Source organism: Streptomyces sp. 7R007, assembly GCF_054850255.1.
The window spans coordinates 79,868-101,684 of record NZ_JBTWMV010000003.1 but is presented as its reverse complement, the minus strand read 5'-3'; the positions used below and the strand labels follow the sequence as shown (position 1 = coordinate 101,684).

The following is a 21,817-nucleotide window of genomic DNA, read 5'->3' as shown; positions in this document are numbered from 1 at the left end:
GTACAGTTGAGCCCGGTCGATACCTGACCGCGGCAGATCGGAAGGGCAACAGGCGTGACCGTCGACGACACCGCCGACCAGGGCGAGGATCCCCTCGCCCTGCGCCTCGAACAGCTCATCCTGGGCGCCGAGCGGCGCTACACCCCGTTTCAGGCGGCCCGCAGCGCGGGCGTCTCCATGGAGCTGGCGTCCCGCTTCTGGCGGGCGATGGGCTTCGCCGACATCGGGCAGGCCAAGGCGCTGACGGAGGCCGACGTGCTGGCGCTGCGCCGGCTGGCCGGTCTGGTGGAGGCGGGGCTGCTCAGCGAGGCGATGGCGGTGCAGGTGGCGCGGTCCACGGGGCAGACGACGGCGCGGCTGGCGGAGTGGCAGATCGACTCCTTCCTGGAGGGGCTGACCGAGCCGCCCGAGCCCGGCATGACCCGCACCGAGGTGACGTACCCGATCATCGAGCTGCTGCTGCCGGAGCTGGAGGAGTTCCTCGTCTACGTCTGGCGCCGCCAGCTCGCCGCCTCCGCGGGCCGGGTGGTGCAGGCCGCCGACGACGAGGAGATGGTGGACCGGCGGCTCGCGGTGGGCTTCGCCGACCTGGTCGGGTTCACGCGGCTGACCCGCCGGATGGAGGAGGAGGAGCTCGGCGAACTCGTCGAGGCCTTCGAGACGACCGCCGCGGACCTGGTGGCCGCGCACGGCGGACGGCTCATCAAGACGCTCGGTGACGAGGTGCTGTACGCGGCCGACGACGCGGCGGTCGCGGCGGAGATCGCGCTGCGGCTGATCGAGACGATGGCCAACGACGAGACCATGCCGGAGCTGCGCGTCGGCATCGCCTTCGGCACGGTGACCACCCGGATGGGCGATGTCTTCGGTACGACGGTCAACCTCGCCTCCCGGCTCACCTCGATAGCTCCCCGGGACGCCGTCCTCGTCGACAGCGCGTTCGCGGAGGAGCTGATCCGGGTGGGGGAGGCGCCGGCCTCGGAGGCGGCCGCGGCGGAGGAGGCGGCGACCGCGGAGAAGGAGGGCGAGGAGCCGCCGACGTACCGCTTCGCACTCCAGCCGATGTGGCAACGCCCGGTGCGCGGCCTGGGCGTGGTCGAACCGTGGCTACTGAGCCGACGGGGCGGGACGACGCCGTAGTCCCTCGTGGCCTGGCGGTTTCACTGTGCGGCCCGAGCAGGGACGTGGGCTGCGTGGTGGATCACGGCGCGTCTCGATGAGCGACTGGCGCTTGCGCAAGCAGTCACTGAAGTCACTAGCGCGACGAGCGCGACGCAAGCAGGCACCAGCGCTGCCCGAGTGGTCACCTGTGCCGGCCGAGCGGGCACCTGTGCGGTCCGGGGCTTCATGTGTGCTGTCCGAGGCCCACGCACAGGCCGACGACCGGTACGCAGACGCCGGGGTCCTTGGGCTGCTGCGTGGGCGGGGCCGTGGGAGTGGTGTGGCTCGGGTCCGGGGCCGGTTGCGGTGCTGCGGTCGTCGGGGCGGGCTGACGGGCGGTGTGCTCGGGGGCCGGGGTGTCCGGGGCCTCGGGGAGCGTCGTGGTCGCGGGGCCGGGCGCGCTGTCCGCCGTCCCTGCCGTGGCCGCCGGGCTGGTGGTCGTGGGCGGCAGGGATACGAGGGTGGAGTCCGCGCTCGGCAGCGTGGTCGCCCCGCCCATCACCGACGTCGAGGACGGGCTCACCCGCGGCACGGCCGGCACGGTGGCGGCGACACCGGCCGACCGGTCGGCGCCGGGTCCCTGGTCCGGCCGGGGCTCGGCCTCCGCGGCGCCACCGCCGCCGACCCCCGACTCCGGCGCCAGCCGCACCAGGCTCAGCACCCCGGCGGCCAACGCGACCCCGCCCGCGGCGAGCAGCACCTTGCGGGGCCGGGGCCTACGGTGCCGCCCCCGAAGCCGCCCCCCGAAGAGCCGCGCCCCAACGACCTGATCGAGCCCCCGTCCACCCCCCTCCTCCACACCCCGATCCCCTCCAAGACCCAGCCTCCCCACAACCCACCGCGAGTCCCCGCCTTGGTGCTGGGCGCTGTGAGCGACTTGCCGGGCAATGTCGTCTCGTGGCTGGGGGCTGTGGGGGTCTTGTCGGGCATCCCCGTCTTCAGGCTGGGGACTGTGCGCAACTTGCCGGGCGGTCTCGTCTTCGGGCTGGGCGTCCTGCCCAACCGGTCGGGCGGTCTCCTCTTGGTGCTGGGCGCTGTGTGCGACTTGGCCGGCATTCCCGTCTTCGGGCTGGGTGCTCTGCCCAACCTGCCGGGTCTCTCCGTCTTCGGGCTGCGTGAGCTGCGCGACCTGCCCGGCGTTCCTGTCTTCGGCCGGAATGCCGTTTGCCCCTTGCTGGGCGCTCCCTGCCGCTTGCAGGGTGTTCGCAGCCCCGGTCCGGATGGTCTCCGCTGTTCCCGGGGCGTTCACGTCTTCCGTTCGGTTGGCTTTCGCTGGCCCCCGGTCGCTTTCGTCTCCCTCGGTGTGGATGTTCCTCGGGGTCTTCCGGGTGGTGTCGTCTTGCGTTCGGGGTGTCTCAGCCGTCTGGTGGGCGGTCTCCTGGTCGGGCCTGGTGCGGCCCGTCCCCGGCGTGCCGGTCGTCGAGCTCTGGGTGTGTCGGTTGTTCGGCGTTCGGAATGCCGTTTCCGTCATCGTGACCCCTCCCCGATGCGCTCGCGCCCCCGGTGCGCCGTGGCGGACGCACGTTATGCGGTCGTGTGGGACGTCGGAGGGGAGTTGGGTGGGATGTCACTCGAACGGGTTGTCGGCCGGGGAGTCGGCCGGGGAGGGTGGAACCGGCCTTCCCTCCGCGTGCCGGGGCTGCGATGATCGGGGCAAGTCGTCGTTAACCGGCGTTAACGCGTTGACCGGAGGGTGCCATGAGTGAGGAGCGGTTCGGGGAGTTCGTGCTGGTGCGGCGGCATGGCGAGGGCCATGTCGCCGAGCTCGCCCTCGACCGGCCCAAGGCCATGAACGCCGTCTCGACCGAGATGGCCCGCTCGATCGCCGCCGCCTGCGCCGCACTCGGCGCCGACCGGGACGTACGGGTCGTCGTGGTGACCTCGACGCACGAGCGGGCGTTCTGCGTCGGCGCCGACCTGAAGGAGCGCAACTCCTTCACCGACGCCGACCTGCTGCGCCAGCGCCCCGTCGCGCGGGCCGCCTACACCGGCGTCCTGGAGCTGCCGGTGCCCACCGTGGCCGCCGTGCACGGCTTCGCCCTGGGCGGCGGCTTCGAGCTCGCCCTGTCCTGCGACGTGATCGTGGCCGACCGCACGGCCGTGGTGGGCCTGCCGGAGGTGTCCGTCGGCGTGATCCCGGGCGGCGGCGGCACGCAGCTGCTGCCCCGCCGGGTGGGCGCCGCCCGCGCCGCCGAGCTGATCTTCACGGCGCGCCGGCTGGAGGCGGCGGAGGCGCGGGAGCTCGGGCTCGTGGACGAGTTGGTGGAGGAGGGGCAGGACACCGCGCAGGCCCTCGCCCTCGCCTCCCGCATCGCCGCGAACTCGCCGGTCGGCCTGCGCGCGGCCAAGCGGGCGCTGCGGCTCGGGCACGGCCTGGATCTGCGCGCCGGGCTGGAGGTCGAGGACGCGGCGTGGCGGTCGGTGGCGTTCTCCGGGGACCGGGCGGAGGGAGTGGCGGCGTTCAACGAGAAGCGCAAGCCGCGGTGGCCGGGGGAGTGACACACCGGTCCCGCCGCCGCGTGGGCACGCGGTCACCCCAGCGCCGTACCAAACGTACGAAACAGTCCAAACCTCCCTAACCTGGAGTGATGGGTGAGGACAACCGGCTGGCGGCCGTCGTGGCGTTGGCGCAGGGCATGGCGGCGGCCCACGGCTCGCGCGACGCGTGGCGCGCGGCGGCGGCCGGGGCGTGCCGGGCGCTCGGCGGGAGCTTCGCCGCGCTGTCGGTGTGGGAGCGCGAGCTCGGACGGCTGCGGGTCCTCGTGAACGTCGGCGAGCGGGCCGAGGGGGAGCGGGAGTTCCCGGACGACGAGTCGTACCCGGTGCACCAGTTCCCGGAGATCACCGAGTTCCTGCACGAGCGCTGGGCGGCCGGCGGCGAGCCCAACGCCTGGGTCGAGACGGCCGAGGGCCCGGCCGCCGGCGGGCGCCCGGGCTACGTCCACCAGCGCGTCGCCGCCCTGCGCCGCCGCGGCCGCGGCTGCTGCGTGGTCGCGCCGATCGTGCTGAACGGACGGGCCTGGGGCGAGCTGTACGTGGCCCGGCCGGCCGGGGAGGCGGTGTTCGGGCGGGCCGACGCCGACTTCGCCACGGTGCTGGCCTCGGTGGTCGCCGCCGGGATCGCCCAGGCCGAGCGCCTGGAGGAGGTGCGGCGGCTCGCCTACACCGACGCGCTCACCGGTCTCGCCAACCGGCGCGCCGTGGACGCCCGGCTGGACGAGGCCATCGAGCGGCACCGCGCGGACGGCACGGTCGTCAGCCTGGTCGTGTGCGACCTGAACGGCCTCAAGCGCGTCAACGACACCCGCGGGCACGCCGTCGGCGACCGCCTGCTGGAACGCTTCGGCTCGGTCCTCTCCCTGTGCGGCGCCATGCTGCCGGGCACGCTGGCCGCGCGGCTCGGCGGCGACGAGTTCTGCCTTCTCGCCGTCGGGCCGAGCGCCGACGAGGTCGTCAAGGCGGCCGACGAACTGTGCCGCCGCGCCGCGGAGCTGGAGCTGGGCGAGGGCGTCGCCTGCGGGGTCGCCTGCACCTCGGACCCCATCGGGCCGGTGCGCTCGGCCCGCCGCCTGTTCAGACTGGCGGACGCGGCCCAGTACCGGGCGAAGGCGGAACGGGCGCCCGCGCCGGTCGTCGCCGGCCGGCAGGGCCCCGACGACCCCGTCGTACGCCTGGCGGACGAGCCCTCCGGGGAGGGGGAGGTCGAGCGACGCCGCTTCCGGGGGCGGCAGCCCTGAAGGCGGCCGGGGCCGATGACGTTCCGCGATGTAAGGGGCGTAACCCCCACCCAGTAGTGACACCGCCGTCTTCACTGCGTACGCTCCTGAATATGGATATGCACACTGTGGTGGTGGGGACGTCCGGGGTGACCGCGGACGACGTTCTCGCCGTGGCGCGCGGTGGCGCGCGGGTCGAACTGTCGAAGGAGGCGGTGGCGGCGCTCGCCGCGGCCCGGGAGATCGTGGACGCCCTTGCGGCCAAGCCGGACCCGGTCTACGGCGTCAGCACCGGCTTCGGCGCCCTGGCGACCCGGCACATCAGCCCGGAGCTGCGCGCCCAGCTGCAGCGCAACATCGTCCGCTCGCACGCCGCCGGCATGGGGCCGCGCGTGGAGCGGGACGTCGTACGGGCTCTGATGTTCCTGCGGCTGAAGACCGTCTGCTCCGGGCACACCGGCGTGCGCCCCGAGGTCGCGCAGACCATGGCCGACGTCCTCAACGCCGGCATCACCCCCGTCGTCCACGAGTACGGCTCCCTCGGCTGCTCCGGCGACCTCGCGCCGCTGTCCCACTGCGCCCTGACCCTGATGGGCGAGGGCGAGGCGGAGGGACCGGACGGCGTCGTGCGGCCCGCCGGAGAGCTGCTCGCCGCGCACGGCATCGCCCCCGTCGAACTGCGCGAGAAGGAGGGCCTCGCCCTCCTCAACGGCACCGACGGCATGCTCGGCATGCTCGTCATGGCCCTCGCCGACCTGGAGCTGCTGTACAAGTCGGCCGACGTCACCGCCGCGCTGAGCCTGGAGGCCCTGCTGGGCACGGACAAGGTCCTCGCGCCCGAGCTGCACGCCATCCGCCCGCACCCGGGCCAGGCCGCCTCCGCCGCCAACATGCTCGCCGTACTGAAGGACTCGGGCCTGACCGGGCACCACCAGGACGACGCCCCGCGCGTCCAGGACGCCTACTCGGTGCGCTGCGCCCCGCAGGTCGCCGGTGCCGGCCGGGACACCATGGCGCACGCCCGCCTGGTCGCCGAGCGCGAGCTGGCCTCCGCCGTCGACAACCCCGTCGTGCTGCCGGACGGGCGCGTGGAGTCCAACGGCAACTTCCACGGCGCCCCGGTGGCCTACGTCCTCGACTTCCTCGCCATCGCCGTCGCCGACCTCGCCTCCATCGCCGAGCGCCGCACCGACCGGCTGCTCGACAAGAACCGCAGCCACGGGCTGCCGCCGTTCCTCGCCGACGACGCCGGCGTCGACTCCGGGCTCATGATCGCCCAGTACACGCAGGCCGCCCTGGTCAGCGAGCTGAAGCGGCTGGCCGTCCCGGCGTCCGCGGACTCCATCCCGTCCTCCGCCATGCAGGAGGACCACGTCTCCATGGGCTGGTCGGCCGCCCGCAAGCTGCGCACGGCCGTCGACAACCTCACCCGGGTCGTCGCGATCGAGCTGTACGCCGCCACCCGCGCCATCCAGCTGCGCGAGGGCCTGACCCCGGCGCCCGCCTCCCGGGCCGTCATCGAGGCCGCCCGGGCCGCCGGCGTCCAGGGCCCGGGCCCGGACCGCTTCCTGGCCCCCGACCTCGCCGCCGCCGACGCCTTCGTACGCGAGGGCGGGCTGCTGGCCGCCGTCGAGAAGGTCACCGGCCCGCTGCGCTGAAGCGCGAGGGGCCCTGCGCAGACGGCGCGGGGCCCCGGTGCGTCACGTCAGCTTCGCCGACTGGGCCTTGATCACCTCGGCGGGGATCGTGTAGGTGCTCTTCTCGCCGGCCAGCGCGGCCAGGTTGAGCGAGTAGTACGTGGCGATCGTCGAGCCGTGCCGGACGACCTCCGCGTGCACCGTCGTGGTGTCGCCGCCGTCGACCTCGCCGGTCGCCGCGAACGCCACCGACTCGTCGCCCGTCCCCGAGGACTTCTCGGCGGCGACCTTCGTGAACTTCTCGGTGTCCTCGCCCTTCGCCGACAGCGTGAACCCGCCGGCGCAGCCGCTCACCGCGTCCGACACCGCCTTCATCGTCTCCTCGGCGCCCGAACCGTCGTAGGAGGACAGGGAGACGATGGTGACCGTCGAGCCCAGCATGTCCTCAAGGCCGTCCATGGCCGCGTCGAGGTCCTCGTCGGAGGTGCCCGTGGCCGTGGGCGTGGCGGCCTTCTCGGAGGCCATGCGGTTGACGTAGGCGCGCTCGTCGCCGGGCGCGAAGCCGGACAGGACGTAGGCGATCGGCTCGCAGGCGGCGTCCGCCACCGTCATCTTGTCCTTGGAGTCGACGTAGCGGTCGCCGGAGTCGGCGGCCTGGACGTCGTAGCCGTCGAGGTCCGCCGCGCTGATGATCAGCTTGTCCAACTCGGCCTCGCTGTAGGCCTTCGCGGCGGCCGTCGACGCCGACGCCTTCGCGGCGGGCTTCCCGGCGTCGTCGCCGGAGTCCGAACCGCAACCCGTGATGAGGGCGAGCGACAGCGCGCTCACGCCGGCCGTGGCGCCTATGCGTCGCGCCCCCGATGATCTCTTCATGAACGGACTATGAAGTCCGGTTCAAGGAAACGTCAAGCGAGTTCAAAACCCGAGACGTTCCCGGCGTACCGAATAGACGACGAAACCGGCACCCAGCGTGAGGAAGAGAGTGCCGCCGACGACGTACGGAGTGGTGTCGAAGCTTCCCGTGTCGGCGAGTTGGGTCTCGTCCCGGGCGGTCGCCGAGGTGTCCTCCGTAGTGGCCCTGGCCTGCGTCGTCGCACTCGCCGAGGGCTGACTTCTCACCGGGCTGTCCTGGGTCGCGTTGGCGGACGGGACGAACCACAGGGCGCACAGGAGGGTTCCCGCGGCGGTGGCGGTCAGCAACGGACGGCGAGCGGATGACACGGAATATCGATCCCCTTGTGGCACTGGCGAATTGGCCGTGTGGAGCGATGTTAGTGAAAGACGTGGGTCACGGGAAAGTCACGGGAGGTTTGGGCCGTACGCTCCCGCCATGAGCACTGAAGAGACATCACGTTTTGTGCGCCTTCGCGTGGAACTCGTCGTCGAGGTCGAGGACACCGAGGCCCTGACCGGGGCGGCGCTGGGGCGGATCGCCGGCGATCCGGAGCTGCCGGACGAGGAGCGGGCGCACGCCGAGAGCGCTGTGACCGAAGACACGGCCGAGGCGCTGGCGTATCTGGTGGACCCGTTCGACCTGGTCAGCGAGGTGCCCGGGGTGGAACTCGCGCAGGCCTCCTGGTCCAGCGAGCAGATCGACTACGACCCGGATTCGCCGGATTGGGACCTGGACGACGATGATGTCGAGGAGGATGACGACGAGGACGAGGGGACGGGCGGCGTCGCCTGAGCGGCCCGGGACCAGCAAGACCCCGGCCGGCACCCGCCGTCCGGGGTCTCGTCGTCTCCGCCCCGGGGACGGGCGGACAGTGGCGTGCCCCACACCTCCCGGGCATGTGGAACGGGAGCGACCGGTCGTAGCGTTCTAGTGCGTTGACGGCTGACGTTCTGTGGTTCAGAGGTCCGCCAACGGGGACTCTCGGGGTTCTGGGGAATTCGGCAACGATGGAGAAGCGTGTGATGACGGACAGTAAGCGGCGCAAGGGCCTGACGGTCGCGTCCGCACTGCTCGGCGGGATGCTGGTGCTCTCGGCCTGTTCCGGCGGCGACGACAACGCCTCCGGCAGCGGGAACAACGACACCTCGCAGGCCAAGGCCGACGAGGCGGCGGCGAAGAAGTCGTCGCAGGCCGAGATCAGGATCACGCCGAAGGACGGGTCGACCAACGCGTCCATCAACAACTCCGCCGCCGTCACCGTCAGCAAGGGGACGCTGACGAGCGTGACGATGACGACAGCCGACGGCACCGCCGTCTCCGGGCAGCTGTCCGCCGACAAGACCAGCTGGAAGCCGAGCGTCCAACTGGAGCGCTCGACCACCTACAAGGTGGCGGCCACGGCGAAGGACTCCAGCGGTCTGGTCGCCCACGAGAACGCCTCGTTCACCACGGTCTCCCCGGCCAACAGCTTCATAGGCACCTTCACGCCGGAGGACGGCTCGACCGTCGGCGTGGGCATGCCGGTGTCGATCAACTTCGACAAGGCGATCACCAACAAGGCCGCCGTCCAGAAGGGCATCACGGTCTCCTCCAGCAGCGGCCAGGAGGTCGTCTGCCACTGGTTCAACGCCAACCGCATGGACTGCCGCCCCGAGGACTACTGGAAGGAGGGCTCGACCGTCACGCTGAAGCTCGCGCTGGACGGCGTCGAGGGCGCCTCCGGTGTCTACGGCGTGCAGCAGAAGACGGTCACCTTCCACATCGGCCGCAACCAGATCTCCTACGTCGACGCGAAGACCAAGCAGATGAAGGTCACGCAGGACGGCAAGGTCATCAAGACCATCCCGATCTCCGCCGGTTCGCCGGAGAACAAGACGTACGAGGGCATCATGGTGATGTCGGAGAAGTACAAGGAGACGCGCATGAACGGCGCGACCGTGGGCTTCACCGACAGCGACGGCAAGGGCGAGTACGACATCAAGGACGTGCCGCACGCCATCCGCCTGACCAACTCCGGCACCTTCGTGCACGGCAACTACTGGGGCGCCAAGTCCATCTTCGGCAGCGTCAACACCAGCCACGGCTGCGTGGGCCTGTCCGACACCAAGGGCGCCAACGACACCGGCACGCCCGCCTACTGGTTCTACACCCACTCGATCATCGGTGACGTCGTGGTCGTCTCCCACACCGGCGACAAGACGGTGGCCCCGGACAACGGCCTCAACGGCTGGAACCTGAGCTGGTCCGACTGGAAGGCCGGCTCGGCCCTCTGACGCACCGCCGGTCCACAGCTTTCCGATGCCGCCCCCAGGGGCGGCATCGGTGTTTCAGGCCCCCCGCACAGCCTTCTCATGCATCTCTTATATGGGCCTTATGGAGCCATCACGCGCCGTCCCTACCTTGCGGCCATGTTCTTCACCTACCTGAGGCGCGAACTGCGCCGCCGCAGAAAGGCAGCGCTCGTCGTCGCCTCCGGCCTCGCGCTGGGTATCGCGCTGGTCATCGTGGTCAACTCCGTGTCCTCCGGGATGGGGAAGGCACAGGACAAGGTCCTGCAGTCGCTGTACGGCCTCGGTACGGACATGACGGTCACCAAGGCCGCCGCGCCCGCGGCCAGTTCCTCGCAGCGTCCCCGCTTCCAGTTCGACGCGCAGGACAACGACTCCGACTCCACGCAGAGCAGCGACCGGGTCATGGTCCAGGGCTTCCAGACCCTGTCGACGACCACCGTGTCCAAGGTCGGCTCGCAGAGCGGCGTCTCGGACGCCGTCGGCGGGCTGAGCCTCCAGGTCATCAAGGTGAGCGGCCAGTTCACCCGGGGCCAGTTCCAGCAGAACCAGAACGGCGGCAACCAGCAGGGCTTCCCCGGCGGCAACGGCGGCGGCACCGGACAGCCCCAGGGCGAGGTGCAGGGCGGCGGCGCCAACTTCGACGTCAACAACTACTCCGTCTACGGCACCGACGTCACCAAGCCGGCCCTCGGCCCGCTGACCTCGTCGAAGATCACCAGCGGCCGTACGTTCAAGTCGAGCGAGACCGACGCCAAGGTCGCCGTCGTCGACTCGGCGTACGCCAAGGAGAAGAAGTACAAGGTCGGTTCGACGATCACCATCAAGAGCGTCAAGTTCAAGGTCGTCGGCATCGCCACCGCCGACAGCGGTGACGCGGCCGCGAACGTCTACATCCCGCTGAAGCAGGCGCAGACCCTCAGCGACTCGAAGAACAAGGTCACCACGATCTACGTCAAGGCGGCCGACTCCAAGAAGATCAGCTCCGTCAAGTCCGCGATCCAGAAGAACGTCTCCGGTACGACGGTCACCACCTCCGCCGACCTCGCCGACACGGTCTCCGGCTCGCTGTCCACCGCGTCCTCCCTCGCCACCAACGTCGGCAAGTGGCTGTCCATCGCGGTCCTCGTCGCCGCCTTCCTGGTGGCCGGCCTGCTCACCTCCTCGGCCGTCTCCCGCCGGGTGCGCGAGTTCGGCACGCTCAAGGCGCTCGGCTGGAAGTCGGGCCGGGTGACCCGGCAGGTCGTCGGCGAGGCCATGGTCAACGGTCTGCTCGGCGGTGCGCTCGGCATCGCGCTCGGCCTGGCGGGCGCGTACGTCGTCACGGCCATCAGCCCCACCCTGCAGGCCCAGTTGGGCGGCGGCAGCGGTGGCGGCTTCGGCGGCGGCCCCGGCGGTGGCGGCGGCTTCGGCGGCCCCGGCCGCGCGGCGGCCAGGACCCTCGACGTCGCCCTCACCGCTCCGGTGAGCGTGACGACGGTCGCCATCGCGGTGGGCCTGGCGGTGGCCGGCGGCCTGATCGCGGGTGCGTTCGGCGGTTGGCGGGCGTCGAGGCTGCGCCCGGCGGATGCGCTGCGCCGCGTCGAGTAGCCGACGGTCAGTGAACCCCCTTACGCATCCCAGGAGTTGACCCACCATGTACGAACTCAGAGGCGTCACCAAGCGCTACACCCGCGGCAAGGAGACCATCAACGCCCTCGACGGCGTCGACCTGACCATCGGCGACGGCGACCGCCTCGTCATCCAGGGCCCCACGGGCGGCGGCAAGTCCACCCTGCTGCAGATGCTCGGCGGCCTCGACCGGCCCACGGCCGGCGAAGTCGTCCTGGACGGCACCGACCTGGCCAAGCTCTCCGAGGCCCGGCTGACCAGGGTCCGCAGCGAGAACATCGGCTTCGTCTTCCAGTCCTTCAACCTCATCCCCACGCTCACCGCGCAGGAGAACGTGGAAACCGCTCTCGTACCGCTCGGCGTGAAGGTGAAGGACCGCCGCGAACGAGCCGCCGAGGCGCTGAAGTCGGTCGGTCTCGGCGAGCGGCTCGGCCACCTCCCCTCCGAGATGTCCGGCGGCCAGCAGCAGCGCGTCGCCATCGCCCGGGCGCTCGTCAAGCAGCCGAAGGTGCTGCTCGCGGACGAGCCCACCGGCAACCTCGACGAGTCCATGCGCGACGAGATCATGGACGTACTGGAGCGGATGTGGAAGGAGTTGGGGCTGACCTTCATCATGGTCACCCACGACTCCGCGATCGCGAAGAAGGCCCCGCGGCTGGCGACGATCCGCAAGGGCAAGCTCACCGTCAAGGAGAACGCGGGTACGTGACCCGGCGGAACGGTAACGGCTTTCCTGCGGGCACGTAACAACCGTGAAGGTTGGCTCTCACCCTCCTCTCATCTATTGAGGGCCTGATCACCCCCCGGCATACTGCGTATCCCGGGGGGTGCGCGCGTTCATGCGTGCGGGACCACCCCCGGCCGGGTGAACGGGGAATTCGCCCGGACCTTCTGCTAGGGGGAGTTTTGCGTAGACAAGTGAAAAAGGCGTGCGCGGGCACGATCGCGGCCGCCGCGGCCGTGGCCCTCGCGGCGGGAATGACCAGCCCGGCGCAGGCCAAGCCCGAGCAGACGAGCGCCGCCGCCAAGGCGTCCCTCGCCGCCAAGCACCGCGTCACGCTGATCACGGGTGACCGGGTCGCCGTCGACGCCAAGGGCCGGGTCGTCGGCCTGGAGCCGGCCAAGGGCCGCGAGCACATACCCGTACAGATCCGCAAGGCGGACGGGCACACGCTCGTCATACCCGCCGACGTCGCCCGGCTCATCGCCACCGGCAAGGTGGACCAGCGCCTCTTCGACGTCACCGAGCTCAACAAGGCGACCACCCGCAAGTCCCAGAAGCAGGGCCTGAAGGTCATCGTCGGCTACCAGGGCGCCGCGAGCGCCGCCAAGGCCGACGTCCGTGACGCGGGCAAGCTGCGCGAGAGCCTCAAGGCCCTCAACGCCGACGCGGTGCAGACCCCGCAGCAGGACGCGCCCGAGCTGTGGGACGCCGTCACCAACGGCGACAAGACCGCCTCCGGCATCGCGCACGTCTGGCTCGACGGCGTCCGCAAGGCCAGCCTCGACAAGTCCGTGCCGCAGATCGGCGCCCCGAAGGCGTGGGCGGCCGGCTACACCGGCAAGGGCGTCAAGATCGCCGTCCTGGACACCGGCATCGACGCGACCCACCCGGACCTCAAGGGCCAGGTGATCGCCGAGAAGAACTTCTCCACCTCGCCCGACGCCACCGACAAGTTCGGCCACGGCACGCACGTCGCGTCCATCGCGGCCGGCACCGGCGCCAAGTCGAACGGCAAGTACAAGGGCGTGGCCCCGGACGCCAAGCTGCTCAACGGCAAGGTGCTGAGCGACGACGGCTACGGCGACGACTCGCAGATCCTGGCCGGCATGGAGTGGGCGGCCGAGCAGGGCGCCGACGTCGTCAACCTCAGCCTGGGCGGCGGCGACACCCCGGAGATCGACCCGCTCGAGGCCGAGGTCAACAAGCTGTCGGAGCAGAAGGGCGTCCTCTTCGCCATCGCCGCCGGCAACGACGGCGACTTCGGCGAGGAGACCATCGGCTCCCCGGGCAGCGCCGCCGACGCCCTCACCGTCGGCGCGGTCGACGACAACGACAAGCTGGCCTCCTTCTCCAGCCGCGGTCCCGGCCTCGACGGGCAGATCAAGCCCGACGTGACCGCCCCCGGCGTGGACATCACCGCGGCCGCGGCCCCGGGCAGCGTCATCGACAAGGAGGTCGGCGAGAACCCGCCCGGCTACCTGACCATCTCGGGTACGTCGATGGCGACCCCGCACGTGGCGGGCGCGGCGGCGCTGCTCAAGCAGCAGCACCCGGACTGGAAGTTCGCCGAGCTCAAGGGCGCGCTCACCGGTTCCGCCAAGGGCGGCACGTACACGCCGTACCAGCAGGGTTCGGGGCGTATCGCCGTCGACAAGGCCATCAAGCAGTCCGTGATCGCCGACCCGGTGTCGGTGAGCTTCGGCACCCAGCAGTGGCCGCACACCGACGACAAGCCGGTCACCAAGCAGGTGACGTACCGCAACCTCGGTACGAAGGACGTCACGCTGGACCTGGCCGTCGCCGCGACCAATCCCAAGGGCCAGGCGGCCCCGGCGGGCTTCTTCAAGCTCGGCGCGACCAAGGTGACCGTCCCGGCGGGCGGCAAGGCCGCCGTGGACCTGACCGTCAACACCAAGCTGGGCGGCACGCTCGACGGCGCGTACTCCGCGTACGTGACGGCGACGGGCGGCGGCCAGACGGTCCGTACGGCCGCGGCCGTGCAGCGCGAGGTGGAGTCGTACGACGTCACGCTGAAGTTCATCGGCCGTGACGGTCAGCCGGCGAAGTACTACAGCACCACCCTGGCCGGCGTCTCCGGCCTCGGCAAGGGCAAGTTCTACTCGCCGTACGACGCCTCCGGCACCGTCGTCGCCCGTGTTCCCAAGGGCGGCTACATCCTCGACACCAGCGTCTTCGTCGACCCGGAGGACATCACCAAGGGCGTCGACTGGCTGGCGCAGCCCAAGCTGAGCGTCACCAAGGACCAGACGATCACGCTGGACGCGCGCACCGCGAAGCCGGTCGACATCACGGTCCCGGACGCGGCCGCCAAGTCGGTGTTCGTCGCGCCCGAGTACGACATCACGACCGCCGACAGCGGCTTCGGCTTCGGCTGGTGGCTGGACTCGTACGACAACTTCCGCACCAAGGGCCTCGGTCCGCAGATCACCGACGGTTCGCTGACCCAGTCGTGGGACGGCCACTGGACCAAGGGTGACGACGAGGAGTTCGACGCCACCACCGGCGGCGTCGTCAAGCAGCTCGCCACCGGCTACACCAAGCACTGGAAGGCGTCCGAGCTGGCCACGGTGAAGGTCGGCATGGGCGCGGCGGCGAGCAACAAGACCGGTGCGGTCAGCGCGCTGGGCTGGCTGCCGGTCAGCAGCGGCGCCTCCGCGATCGGCATCGAGCAGAAGCTGCCGGGCACCCGCAAGCTCCACCTGTCCACCGTCAACGGGGTCAAGTGGGACCTGGAGTTCGAGCAGTACGGCGGCAAGGACGCGGACGGCTTCCCGATCACCGAGGCCGGGTACACGATCGGCAGCCCGCAGGCGTACCAGGGCGGCAAGGTCTACTCGACGACCTTCAACACCGCCGTCTTCGGACCGCACCTGACCTCCGACTACGGCCTGTACCGCGACGGCAACAGCATCTACGGCATCGTCCCGCTGTTCGCCGACGGCAAGGGCCACGCCGGCTCCTCGCTGTTCACGTCGGTCGCCACCACCCTGTACCGCAACGGCACCAAGGTCGGCTCCAACGACGACCCGCTGTTCGGTGACGGGGAGTTCAAGGTCCCGGCCGGTGACGCCGAGTACAAGCTGACGACGTCGGTCAAGCGCACGGTCAAGGTGGCCGCGGCCTCCACCCGGATCGACGCGAGCTGGACCTTCCGCTCCAAGAAGGCGTCCACGCTCACCAAGCTGCCCGCGTCCACGGCCCGCTTCGGCGCGACCACGGGCCTGGACAGCCGCGTCGAGGCCGGCAAGACGGTGAGCATCCCGGTGACCGTCGAGGGCGCGGCCAAGGGCAGCAACCTCAAGTCGCTGTCGGTGTACGTCTCGTACGACTACGGCCAGACGTGGAAGAAGCTCAGCGTCGTCCACGGCAAGATCACGGTGAAGAACCCGGAGAAGGGCAAGGCCATCTCCTTCCACGCGAAGATCACCGACAAGAAGGGCAACAAGTCGACGATCTCGATCTACAACGCGTACTACGCCAAGTAGCCCGAGACGTCACACAGCCCCAGCGAACCGCCCGCCGGAGAAACTCCCTCCGGCGGGCGGTCCGTGTTCGTGGTGCCAGGAGTCGGACGGACTCCTGGGAGTCACACGTACTCCTTGGAGCGCGGCGCGTAGCTGAAGTCCGCGAAGGGCCACGCCTTGCGCAGCCAGTTGTCGACGGCGTCGTGCAGCCGGGCGTCCAGATGGGCGTGGTCCTCCCGCACCCAGGAGCGGACCACAGCGTGCCGGGGGCGGCCCGAGGGATAGATGTACACGCAGCCGATGACGTCGTCTTCCTCGTCCATCACGGAATAGGTGAATCCGGTCCGGCTGCGGAAGTCGTCCGCGTGCTGGACGAGATCCCTCATGTTCTCGTCGAGCGTCATCGAGAACGGCCAGTCGTATGTCTCGAATCCGGGGGTGCGCCGAATGTGTTCCATGCTGGTGGTCCAGGCGCGGTAGTCCCGTTCGTTGTGCGTGGGGCGCAGCGGGACCAGGCGGAATGTGTCGTCGCGGTATCCGCCGGGGACCTCGAAATCCGCGGGCACGAAGGGCGGGTCCGCCGGGCTGCTGTTTCCGGCGTTCGTGTCCGCTGGCTGGTTCATCCGACGACACTCCATGGTGAGGCGTGAGGATTTTCGCGAGTCCCCCAGCATAGTGGCGCACAGGCTCAAAGGGGGCGCGCGACCGCCCAGTCCCGGGTGAATTGGCGCAGCGTCGACTCCAGGTACAGCGGTTCGATCGTCACGCCTCCCTGGGCGTCCGCGCGTTCGATGGACATATAGGCCCAGATTCCCTCGGGGGAGATGTTGTCCCGGTGGCGTTCCAGCAGGATCGGCTCCTGGCGGCTGACCAGTGGCAGATCGAGATCCAGAATGCACACCGAGCTGACGAGTTCCTGGTCGAGAACGCGGAACTGCAGCAGTTCCTGGGCGAGTTCCACGGGAACGCCGCTGCGGGTCACCAGGGTGCGGAACGACTCGACGGCGGGCAGCCAGGAGTCGCGCTCGCCGTACAGGAGGTAGTGGTACGGGCGCCCGGAGAGCAGGTTGGCGGAGACGACCTCGAAGAACGCGCCCGGTTCGCCGTCCTGGACGTCCGACTGGAACATCCGGGTCATGATCCGCATCCGGGTGATGCACGCCTCCAGCCCGATCGCCTCGGCGTCGGTGACGAACCCGACCGGCCCCCAGCCCTCGCTCTCCTCGACGAGGGACCGGGCGACGGCGTCGATCTTCGCCTCCAGCCTGCGGCTGATCCGGGTGACCATGTCCAGGTGCCGGCCGCTGAGGTCGCTGGACTCGACGACGGCCCGCCGGATCTGGGCCCGCAGCCCGACCGGGTCCTCGGGCGCCCGCAACCGGGGCCGTTCCCCGAACACCACGTAGTCCAGGCTGACGTTGAAGAAGTCGGCGATGCCGACGAGGGTGTCGAAGCTGGGCCTGATCCGCCCATGCAGGTAGTGGGAGATGGTCGCCTCGTTGACGCCCAGCGCACGGGCCAGCTTTTTCCTGTTCCCGGCTAGCGCCGGGCTGTCCAGCAGGCTGCGCAGAGATGCCTCGAAGACAACAGGTCGCGGTTCACGGGTCATGGTCGCTATCCCAACGCAGGACGATTGCCGCTTCCTCCGGGCCTCGCGCTAGCGACGGTAACGGCCGCCGTCCTCGCGGTACAGAAGGCGATTGATGACTCGTGAGATCCGCTCGTACCGTGAAACGACAAAGGGCCGTGGAGGTGAATATGACCGGACCCAGGGGGCGTTCGCGGCTGCCGCGCGTGGTGCGGCGCAGGCTGGCCATGGCGGTCTCCGCACTGATCATGGCGCTTCCCCTGCTGATCCAGCCGGAGGTGTGGCAATACCTCACGGCCGCACTTCTCGTCCATGATCTCCTGCTGCGTCTGGCCGGCGGGGAGGATGCGCCGACGGAGTCCACCCCCCAGCAGGCCCAACCGTCCCGCCCCGAAAGGGAAGAGCCAAGTGACAGCTCCGGTCGGTCCGCCGAATCCGCCGAATCTGCCGAATCTGACCCAGTACGAACATCTGGGCCTGGCCTGTGAGTTCAACCTGGCCGACGGTCACGCCCACCAGTTCCAGGACCCGTTCCAGCAGCGCATTGTGAGCCGATTGCCGGTGCTTTTCGCGGAGAGCGAGAGAACGCCCCAGCGGGAGATCGAAAAGGAATTCCGGTACCGCTTCTACGGGCTGGCCGGACAACCCACCGCGCGGGACGCGGGGCACACCCTGCTGTGCCAGTCGGCGTCCCAGTCCATCGACCTGGTCGCCGCCTTCCTCGCCGCCCGCGGGACCCGCGTCGGCCTGCTCAGCCCCTGCTTCGACAACCTCCCGGGGCTGCTGCGGCGGCGCGGCACCGCGCTGTCTCCCGTCGCGGAGCGCGACCTCACCGGCCCCGGCCTGGACCGGCTGCTCGGACCGGACCGGCCGGGGGCGCTGTTTCTCACCCTGCCCAACAACCCCACCGGATTCACGCTGACGCGGGCCGGGTTCGCGCGCCTCGCCCAGCGGTGCGCCGCCACCGGCACCCTCCTGGTCGTCGACTGGACCTTCCGCTTCCACACCGCCTACGAGCGGTGGGACCAGTACGCGGTCCTCAACCGCTCCGGCGTCTCCTACCTGTGCGTCGAGGACACCGGCAAGACCTGGCCGACCCTCGACCTGAAGTGCAGCATCCTCGCCACCAGCGCCGACCTGTACGGGCCGCTGTTCGAACTGCACAACGACCTGCTGCTCAACGTCAGCCCGTTCGTGCTGCGGCTGCTGACCGGGTACCTGGAGGACTCCGCGGCGCGCGGGCTGGAGGCGACGGTGCGCCGGCCGGTGCGCACGAACAGGACCGCACTGAACCAGGCGTTGAGGGGCACGGTGCTGACCCCCGTCGATCCGCGGGGCACGATCAGCGTCGCGTGGGCGCACGTCGACGATCCGGGGCTCGGCGCCCTCGACGTGGTGGGGCTGCTCGCGGCGGAGGGGGTCGGGATCCTGCCGGGCGACCACTTCCACTGGGACGACACCGGGGCCGGCTCCCGGTACGTCCGCTTCGCGCTCGCCCGCGACCCGGCCCTGTTCGCCGCCGCCTGCGTGCGGATCCGGGCCGCCCTGAGCGCCGAGCCGGTCCCGCACGGCAGGGGGGCAGCATGAGGATCGTGTACCTGGACGAGCCGACCTACCTGCCGGAGACCTGGCGGCGCAGGTTCGCCGAGCTCGGCGACTTCGAGGTCTTCCACGACCGGCCCGACCGGCGCACCGCCGCGGCCCGGCTCAGCGGCGCCGACCTCGCCGTCGTGGAGTGGACCCGCCTCGACGCCGCCCTGCTCGCCGACGTCGACCGGCTGCGCTATCTCACCCTGGTGACCAGCGCCCACGACACCGTGGACCTGGTGGCGGCGCGGGCGCGCGGCATCACCGTGGCGCACTGCCCCGACTACTCCTGCCAGGCCGTCGCCGAGCACACCTTCGCCCTGCTGCTCGCCGTCCTCCGCCGCCTGCTGCCTGCCGACCGGGCCGTACGCGAGGGCGCGAGCCACCTCTACCCGCCCTTTCTGGGCCGCCAGCTCGGCGGTATGACGCTGGGCCTGCTGGGCACGGGACGCATCGCCACGGCCGTCGCCCGCATCGCCGCCGGCTTCGGCATGCACGTCATCGGTACCAACCGCACCGGCGCCCCCGCCCCCGGCATCACGCCCGTGTCCCTGGAGGAGTTGCTGCGGCGCAGTGACGTCCTGTCCCCGCACCTGCCGCTGACCCCCGCCACCCGGCACATCCTCGGCGCCGAGCGGCTGTCCGCGCTGCGGCCCACGGCGGTGCTGGTCAACACCTGCCGTGCCGCCCTCGTCGACCAGCCGGCCCTGGTCCGGATGCTCACCGACGGCCGGCTCGCGGGCGCCGCCCTCGACGACCTCGCGGACGACGAGGCAGCCGACGCACTGCGCGGACTCGGCAACGTCGTCCTGACCCCCGGCATCGGCTGGTACACCGACACCGCCCGCACCGCCAACCTCGTCGAGATCCACCACAACCTGACCTCGTACCTGGCCGGCCGCCCCGCCAACGTCCTGACGGCGCCCGAGGGTTGCTAGACCGCGCCCGCGCGGGTCGCGTCGGCGCCCCAGCTGGCCAGGAGGCGGAGGGCCTCGGACGAGGGGGAGTTCGGCTCGGCGTGGTAGGTGACCAGGCTCTGCTCGCTGTCGTCGGCCAGGCGGAAGGACTCGTAGTACAGGGTCAGTTCGCCGACCAGCGGGTGGCACAGGTTCTTGACGCCGTAGCTCTTCTCCTTGACGTCGTGGGTGGCCCACAGGCGCCTGAACTCCTCGCTCTTGACGGAGAGTTCACCGACCAGCGCGGACAGGCGCGGGTCGTCCGGGTGGCAGCCGGCGTCCATGCGCAGGTAGCTGACGATGTCGGACGCCTTCTGGTCCCACTCCACGAACAGCTCCCGGTACTCCGGCCGCAGGAACACCAGCCGCGCCCAGTTGCGCTCCTGCACGGGCAGTTCCGACCAGTCGCCGAAGACCGCCGCCGCCATCCGGTTCCAGGCGAGGATGTCCGAGCGCCGCCCCGAGACGTACGCGGGCACCCCGTCGATGCTGTCCAGCAGCTGCCGCAGCGCGCCCCGCACCTGCTGGCTGCGTGCGGCCGGCTTCTTCTTGTGCTGCTTCGGCTTGGCGAGGTGCGTCAGGTGCGCGTGCTCGGCGTCCGTCAGGCGCAGCGCCCGCGCGATGGAGTCCAGCACCTCCGCCGACACGTTGCGCCCGTTGCCCTGCTCCAGGCGCGTGTAGTACGCCACCGAGACGCCCGCCAGCTGCGCCAGCTCCTCGCGCCGCAGGCCGGGCACCCGCCGGTGCCGCCCGAAGTCCGGCAGGCCCACGTCCTCCGGCTTCAGCCGGGCCCGCCGGGTGCGCAGGAACTCGCTGAGCTCGGCCCGCCGGTCCAGCGCGCTCGCGGGCTCCTGTACGGGTTCGGGCTGTTCGTCCATGCGTCCAGTATTCACGGTGGTAGGCACAGCAGCCTGACCCCGTCAGTGGTAGGAACGCTGGACGTAGGCAGAAGCGTGGGCTGGGTGAAACCCCGAGCGGTGCGGCAGGCTCGACGTCATGCCCGGTCCGAAGGCAGCCGGGCGTGTGACTTCCGCTAGGAGAACCCGGCATGACCACCGTTGCTGCGTACGCCGCTCCCGCCGCCAAGGCACCCCTGGAGCGCACCACCATCGAGCGCCGCGAGGTCCGCGAGTTCGACGTGCTGATCGACATCAAGTTCGCCGGCATCTGCCACTCCGACATCCACCAGGCCCGCGAGGGCTGGGGCGAGGCGATCTTCCCGATGGTCCCCGGCCACGAGATCGCGGGCGTCGTCTCCGCGGTCGGCCCCGGTGTGACCAGGTTCGCCGTCGGCGACCGCGTGGGCGTCGGCTGCCTGGTCGACTCCTGCCGCGAGTGCGACAACTGCAAGGCCGGTCTGGAGCAGTACTGCACCGGCGGCAGCGTCGGCACCTACAACGCCGTCGGCAAGGACGGCGAGCCCACCTACGGCGGCTACTCCGAGAAGATCGTCGTCGACGAGAACTACGTCGTGCGCATCCCGGACGGCCTGTCGCTGGACGTGGCCGCGCCGCTGCTGTGCGCGGGCATCACCACCTACTCCCCGCTGCGCCACTGGAACGCCGGCCCCGGCAAGAAGGTCGCCATCGTCGGCCTCGGCGGCCTCGGCCACATGGGCGTCAAGCTCGCGCACGCCATGGGCGCGGAGGTGACGGTCCTGTCGCAGTCGCTGCGCAAGAAGGACGACGGCCTGAAGCTGGGCGCCGACCACTACCACGCCACCAGCGACCCGAAGACCTTCGAGGAGCTGGCCGGCACCTTCGACCTGATCGTGTCGACCGTGTCCGCGCCGATGGACTTCGGCGCGCTGCTGTCGCTGCTGAAGACGGACGGCGCGCTGGTCAACGTCGGCGCCCCCGAGGAGCCGATCTCGCTCAACCTCTTCTCGGTGATCTCCGGTCGCAAGACCCTCGCCGGCTCCGGCATCGGCGGCATCCGCGAGACCCAGGAGATGCTGGACTTCTGCGCCGAGCACGGCATCGGCGCCGAGATCGAGCTGATCAGCGCGGAGCAGATCAACGAGGCGTACGAGCGGGTCCTCTCCAGTGACGTCCGCTACCGCTTCGTGATCGACACGGCGACCATCTGACCGTTGGCCACCGCCCGGCCTCACCGCTCCCTTCGCCGTCGCAGCGAACACGACGCCGAGAGCGGTGAGGCCGGAAGGGC

At 70.8% G+C, this 21,817-nt stretch carries 18 protein-coding genes; 12 read left to right on the top strand and 6 right to left on the bottom strand.

Annotated elements, in window-relative coordinates; genetic code table 11:
• Positions 1 to 54 precede the first annotated feature (54 nt).
• The gene (locus tag ACYF6T_RS05505) at positions 55 to 1,140 is read left to right on the top strand and encodes an adenylate/guanylate cyclase domain-containing protein (RefSeq protein WP_461693862.1); all 1,086 of its coding nucleotides are present in this window, start codon (positions 55 to 57) and stop codon (positions 1,138 to 1,140) included.
• 205 nt (positions 1,141 to 1,345) lie between these two features.
• Here the strand turns inward: ACYF6T_RS05505 and ACYF6T_RS05500 are convergent, their stop codons facing one another.
• Positions 1,346 to 1,861: a hypothetical protein gene (locus ACYF6T_RS05500; protein WP_461693860.1), complete on the bottom strand. Its 516-nt coding sequence runs from the start codon at positions 1,859 to 1,861 to the stop codon at positions 1,346 to 1,348.
• Positions 1,862 to 2,859: 998 nt separating this feature from the next.
• Here ACYF6T_RS05500 and ACYF6T_RS05495 point away from each other — a divergent pair.
• The 3 genes from ACYF6T_RS05495 to hutH all read left to right on the top strand — a co-directional run bounded on the left by ACYF6T_RS05495 (position 2,860) and on the right by hutH (position 6,535).
• Positions 2,860 to 3,660: an enoyl-CoA hydratase/isomerase family protein gene (locus ACYF6T_RS05495; RefSeq protein WP_461693858.1), complete on the top strand. Its 801-nt coding sequence runs from the start codon at positions 2,860 to 2,862 to the stop codon at positions 3,658 to 3,660.
• A gap of 89 nt (positions 3,661 to 3,749) precedes the next feature.
• Positions 3,750 to 4,898 carry a GGDEF domain-containing protein gene (locus tag ACYF6T_RS05490; RefSeq protein ID WP_461693857.1) on the top strand — a complete coding sequence of 383 codons (1,149 nt, stop codon included), beginning with the start codon at positions 3,750 to 3,752 and terminating at the stop codon, positions 4,896 to 4,898.
• A gap of 98 nt (positions 4,899 to 4,996) precedes the next feature.
• A complete protein-coding gene (gene hutH / locus ACYF6T_RS05485; protein ID WP_461694185.1) occupies positions 4,997 to 6,535 on the top strand; it encodes a histidine ammonia-lyase in 1,539 nt (512 codons plus the stop codon).
• Positions 6,536 to 6,577: 42 nt separating this feature from the next.
• Here the strand turns inward: hutH and ACYF6T_RS05480 are convergent, their stop codons facing one another.
• Together ACYF6T_RS05480 and ACYF6T_RS05475 are read right to left on the bottom strand one after the other, a co-directional pair.
• A complete protein-coding gene (locus ACYF6T_RS05480; protein WP_461693855.1) occupies positions 6,578 to 7,387 on the bottom strand; it encodes a hypothetical protein in 810 nt (269 codons plus the stop codon).
• 42 nt (positions 7,388 to 7,429) lie between these two features.
• A complete protein-coding gene (locus ACYF6T_RS05475) occupies positions 7,430 to 7,735 on the bottom strand; it encodes an LPXTG cell wall anchor domain-containing protein (RefSeq protein ID WP_461693853.1) in 306 nt (101 codons plus the stop codon).
• A 109-nt stretch (positions 7,736 to 7,844) separates the two neighbouring features.
• Between ACYF6T_RS05475 and ACYF6T_RS05470 the strand changes: the two genes are divergently transcribed.
• The 5 genes from ACYF6T_RS05470 (at position 7,845) to ACYF6T_RS05450 (ending at position 15,538) form a co-directional block, all read left to right on the top strand.
• Entirely contained in the window at positions 7,845 to 8,201 is a 357-nt protein-coding gene (locus ACYF6T_RS05470) for a hypothetical protein (RefSeq protein ID WP_461693852.1), read from the top strand.
• Positions 8,202 to 8,431: 230 nt separating this feature from the next.
• On the top strand, positions 8,432 to 9,682 hold the full coding sequence (locus tag ACYF6T_RS05465; protein ID WP_461693851.1) for a L,D-transpeptidase: 1,251 nt from the start codon (positions 8,432 to 8,434) through the stop codon (positions 9,680 to 9,682).
• Positions 9,683 to 9,817: 135 nt separating this feature from the next.
• Positions 9,818 to 11,287, top strand: a complete 1,470-nt coding sequence (locus tag ACYF6T_RS05460; protein ID WP_461693850.1) for an ABC transporter permease — start codon at positions 9,818 to 9,820, stop codon at positions 11,285 to 11,287.
• A 46-nt stretch (positions 11,288 to 11,333) separates the two neighbouring features.
• Positions 11,334 to 12,017 carry an ABC transporter ATP-binding protein gene (locus tag ACYF6T_RS05455; RefSeq protein WP_461693849.1) on the top strand — a complete coding sequence of 228 codons (684 nt, stop codon included), beginning with the start codon at positions 11,334 to 11,336 and terminating at the stop codon, positions 12,015 to 12,017.
• 209 nt (positions 12,018 to 12,226) lie between these two features.
• On the top strand, positions 12,227 to 15,538 hold the full coding sequence (locus ACYF6T_RS05450) for a S8 family peptidase (RefSeq protein ID WP_461693848.1): 3,312 nt from the start codon (positions 12,227 to 12,229) through the stop codon (positions 15,536 to 15,538).
• A gap of 101 nt (positions 15,539 to 15,639) precedes the next feature.
• On the opposite strand, the gene ACYF6T_RS05445 is transcribed toward ACYF6T_RS05450, so the two are convergent.
• Positions 15,640 to 16,140: an N-acetyltransferase gene (locus ACYF6T_RS05445; protein WP_461693846.1), complete on the bottom strand. Its 501-nt coding sequence runs from the start codon at positions 16,138 to 16,140 to the stop codon at positions 15,640 to 15,642.
• Between the two features lie 65 nt (positions 16,141 to 16,205).
• Positions 16,206 to 17,126 carry a helix-turn-helix domain-containing protein gene (locus tag ACYF6T_RS05440; protein ID WP_461693844.1) on the bottom strand — a complete coding sequence of 307 codons (921 nt, stop codon included), beginning with the start codon at positions 17,124 to 17,126 and terminating at the stop codon, positions 16,206 to 16,208.
• Between the two features lie 387 nt (positions 17,127 to 17,513).
• Between ACYF6T_RS05440 and ACYF6T_RS05435 the strand changes: the two genes are divergently transcribed.
• A complete protein-coding gene (locus tag ACYF6T_RS05435) occupies positions 17,514 to 18,692 on the top strand; it encodes a pyridoxal phosphate-dependent aminotransferase (protein WP_461693843.1) in 1,179 nt (392 codons plus the stop codon).
• Complete coding sequence (locus ACYF6T_RS05430; RefSeq protein WP_461693841.1) at positions 18,689 to 19,630, top strand: 2-hydroxyacid dehydrogenase; 942 nt, start codon at positions 18,689 to 18,691, stop codon at positions 19,628 to 19,630. Before ACYF6T_RS05435 ends, ACYF6T_RS05430 begins: the two co-directional genes overlap by 4 nt.
• Here the strand turns inward: ACYF6T_RS05430 and ACYF6T_RS05425 are convergent.
• Entirely contained in the window at positions 19,627 to 20,526 is a 900-nt protein-coding gene (locus ACYF6T_RS05425) for a helix-turn-helix domain-containing protein (protein WP_461693839.1), read from the bottom strand. The genes ACYF6T_RS05430 and ACYF6T_RS05425 overlap by 4 nt on opposite strands.
• Positions 20,527 to 20,696: 170 nt before the next feature.
• Here ACYF6T_RS05425 and ACYF6T_RS05420 point away from each other — a divergent pair, with 170 nt between their 5' ends.
• Complete coding sequence (locus ACYF6T_RS05420; protein ID WP_461693837.1) at positions 20,697 to 21,737, top strand: NAD(P)-dependent alcohol dehydrogenase; 1,041 nt, start codon at positions 20,697 to 20,699, stop codon at positions 21,735 to 21,737.
• Positions 21,738 to 21,817: the final 80 nt, after the last annotated feature.

What these genes read in the sequence shown, in the direction of transcription:
- ACYF6T_RS05455 (WP_461693849.1), top strand. Translation starts at nt 11,334, where the DNA reads ATGTACGAACTCAGAGGCGTCACCAAGCGCTACACCCGCGGCAAGGAG.
- ACYF6T_RS05420 (WP_461693837.1), top strand. Translation starts at nt 20,697, where the DNA reads ATGACCACCGTTGCTGCGTACGCCGCTCCCGCCGCCAAGGCACCCCTG.
- ACYF6T_RS05490 (WP_461693857.1), top strand. Translation starts at nt 3,750, where the DNA reads ATGGGTGAGGACAACCGGCTGGCGGCCGTCGTGGCGTTGGCGCAGGGC.
- ACYF6T_RS05440 (WP_461693844.1), bottom strand. Translation starts at nt 17,126, where the DNA reads ATGACCCGTGAACCGCGACCTGTTGTCTTCGAGGCATCTCTGCGCAGC.
- ACYF6T_RS05495 (WP_461693858.1), top strand. Translation starts at nt 2,860, where the DNA reads ATGAGTGAGGAGCGGTTCGGGGAGTTCGTGCTGGTGCGGCGGCATGGC.
- ACYF6T_RS05430 (WP_461693841.1), top strand. Translation starts at nt 18,689, where the DNA reads ATGAGGATCGTGTACCTGGACGAGCCGACCTACCTGCCGGAGACCTGG.
- ACYF6T_RS05425 (WP_461693839.1), bottom strand. Translation starts at nt 20,526, where the DNA reads ATGGACGAACAGCCCGAACCCGTACAGGAGCCCGCGAGCGCGCTGGAC.
- ACYF6T_RS05465 (WP_461693851.1), top strand. Translation starts at nt 8,432, where the DNA reads ATGACGGACAGTAAGCGGCGCAAGGGCCTGACGGTCGCGTCCGCACTG.
- ACYF6T_RS05445 (WP_461693846.1), bottom strand. Translation starts at nt 16,140, where the DNA reads ATGAACCAGCCAGCGGACACGAACGCCGGAAACAGCAGCCCGGCGGAC.
- ACYF6T_RS05470 (WP_461693852.1), top strand. Translation starts at nt 7,845, where the DNA reads ATGAGCACTGAAGAGACATCACGTTTTGTGCGCCTTCGCGTGGAACTC.
- ACYF6T_RS05480 (WP_461693855.1), bottom strand. Translation starts at nt 7,387, where the DNA reads ATGAAGAGATCATCGGGGGCGCGACGCATAGGCGCCACGGCCGGCGTG.
- hutH (WP_461694185.1), top strand. Translation starts at nt 4,997, where the DNA reads ATGCACACTGTGGTGGTGGGGACGTCCGGGGTGACCGCGGACGACGTT.
- ACYF6T_RS05460 (WP_461693850.1), top strand. Translation starts at nt 9,818, where the DNA reads ATGTTCTTCACCTACCTGAGGCGCGAACTGCGCCGCCGCAGAAAGGCA.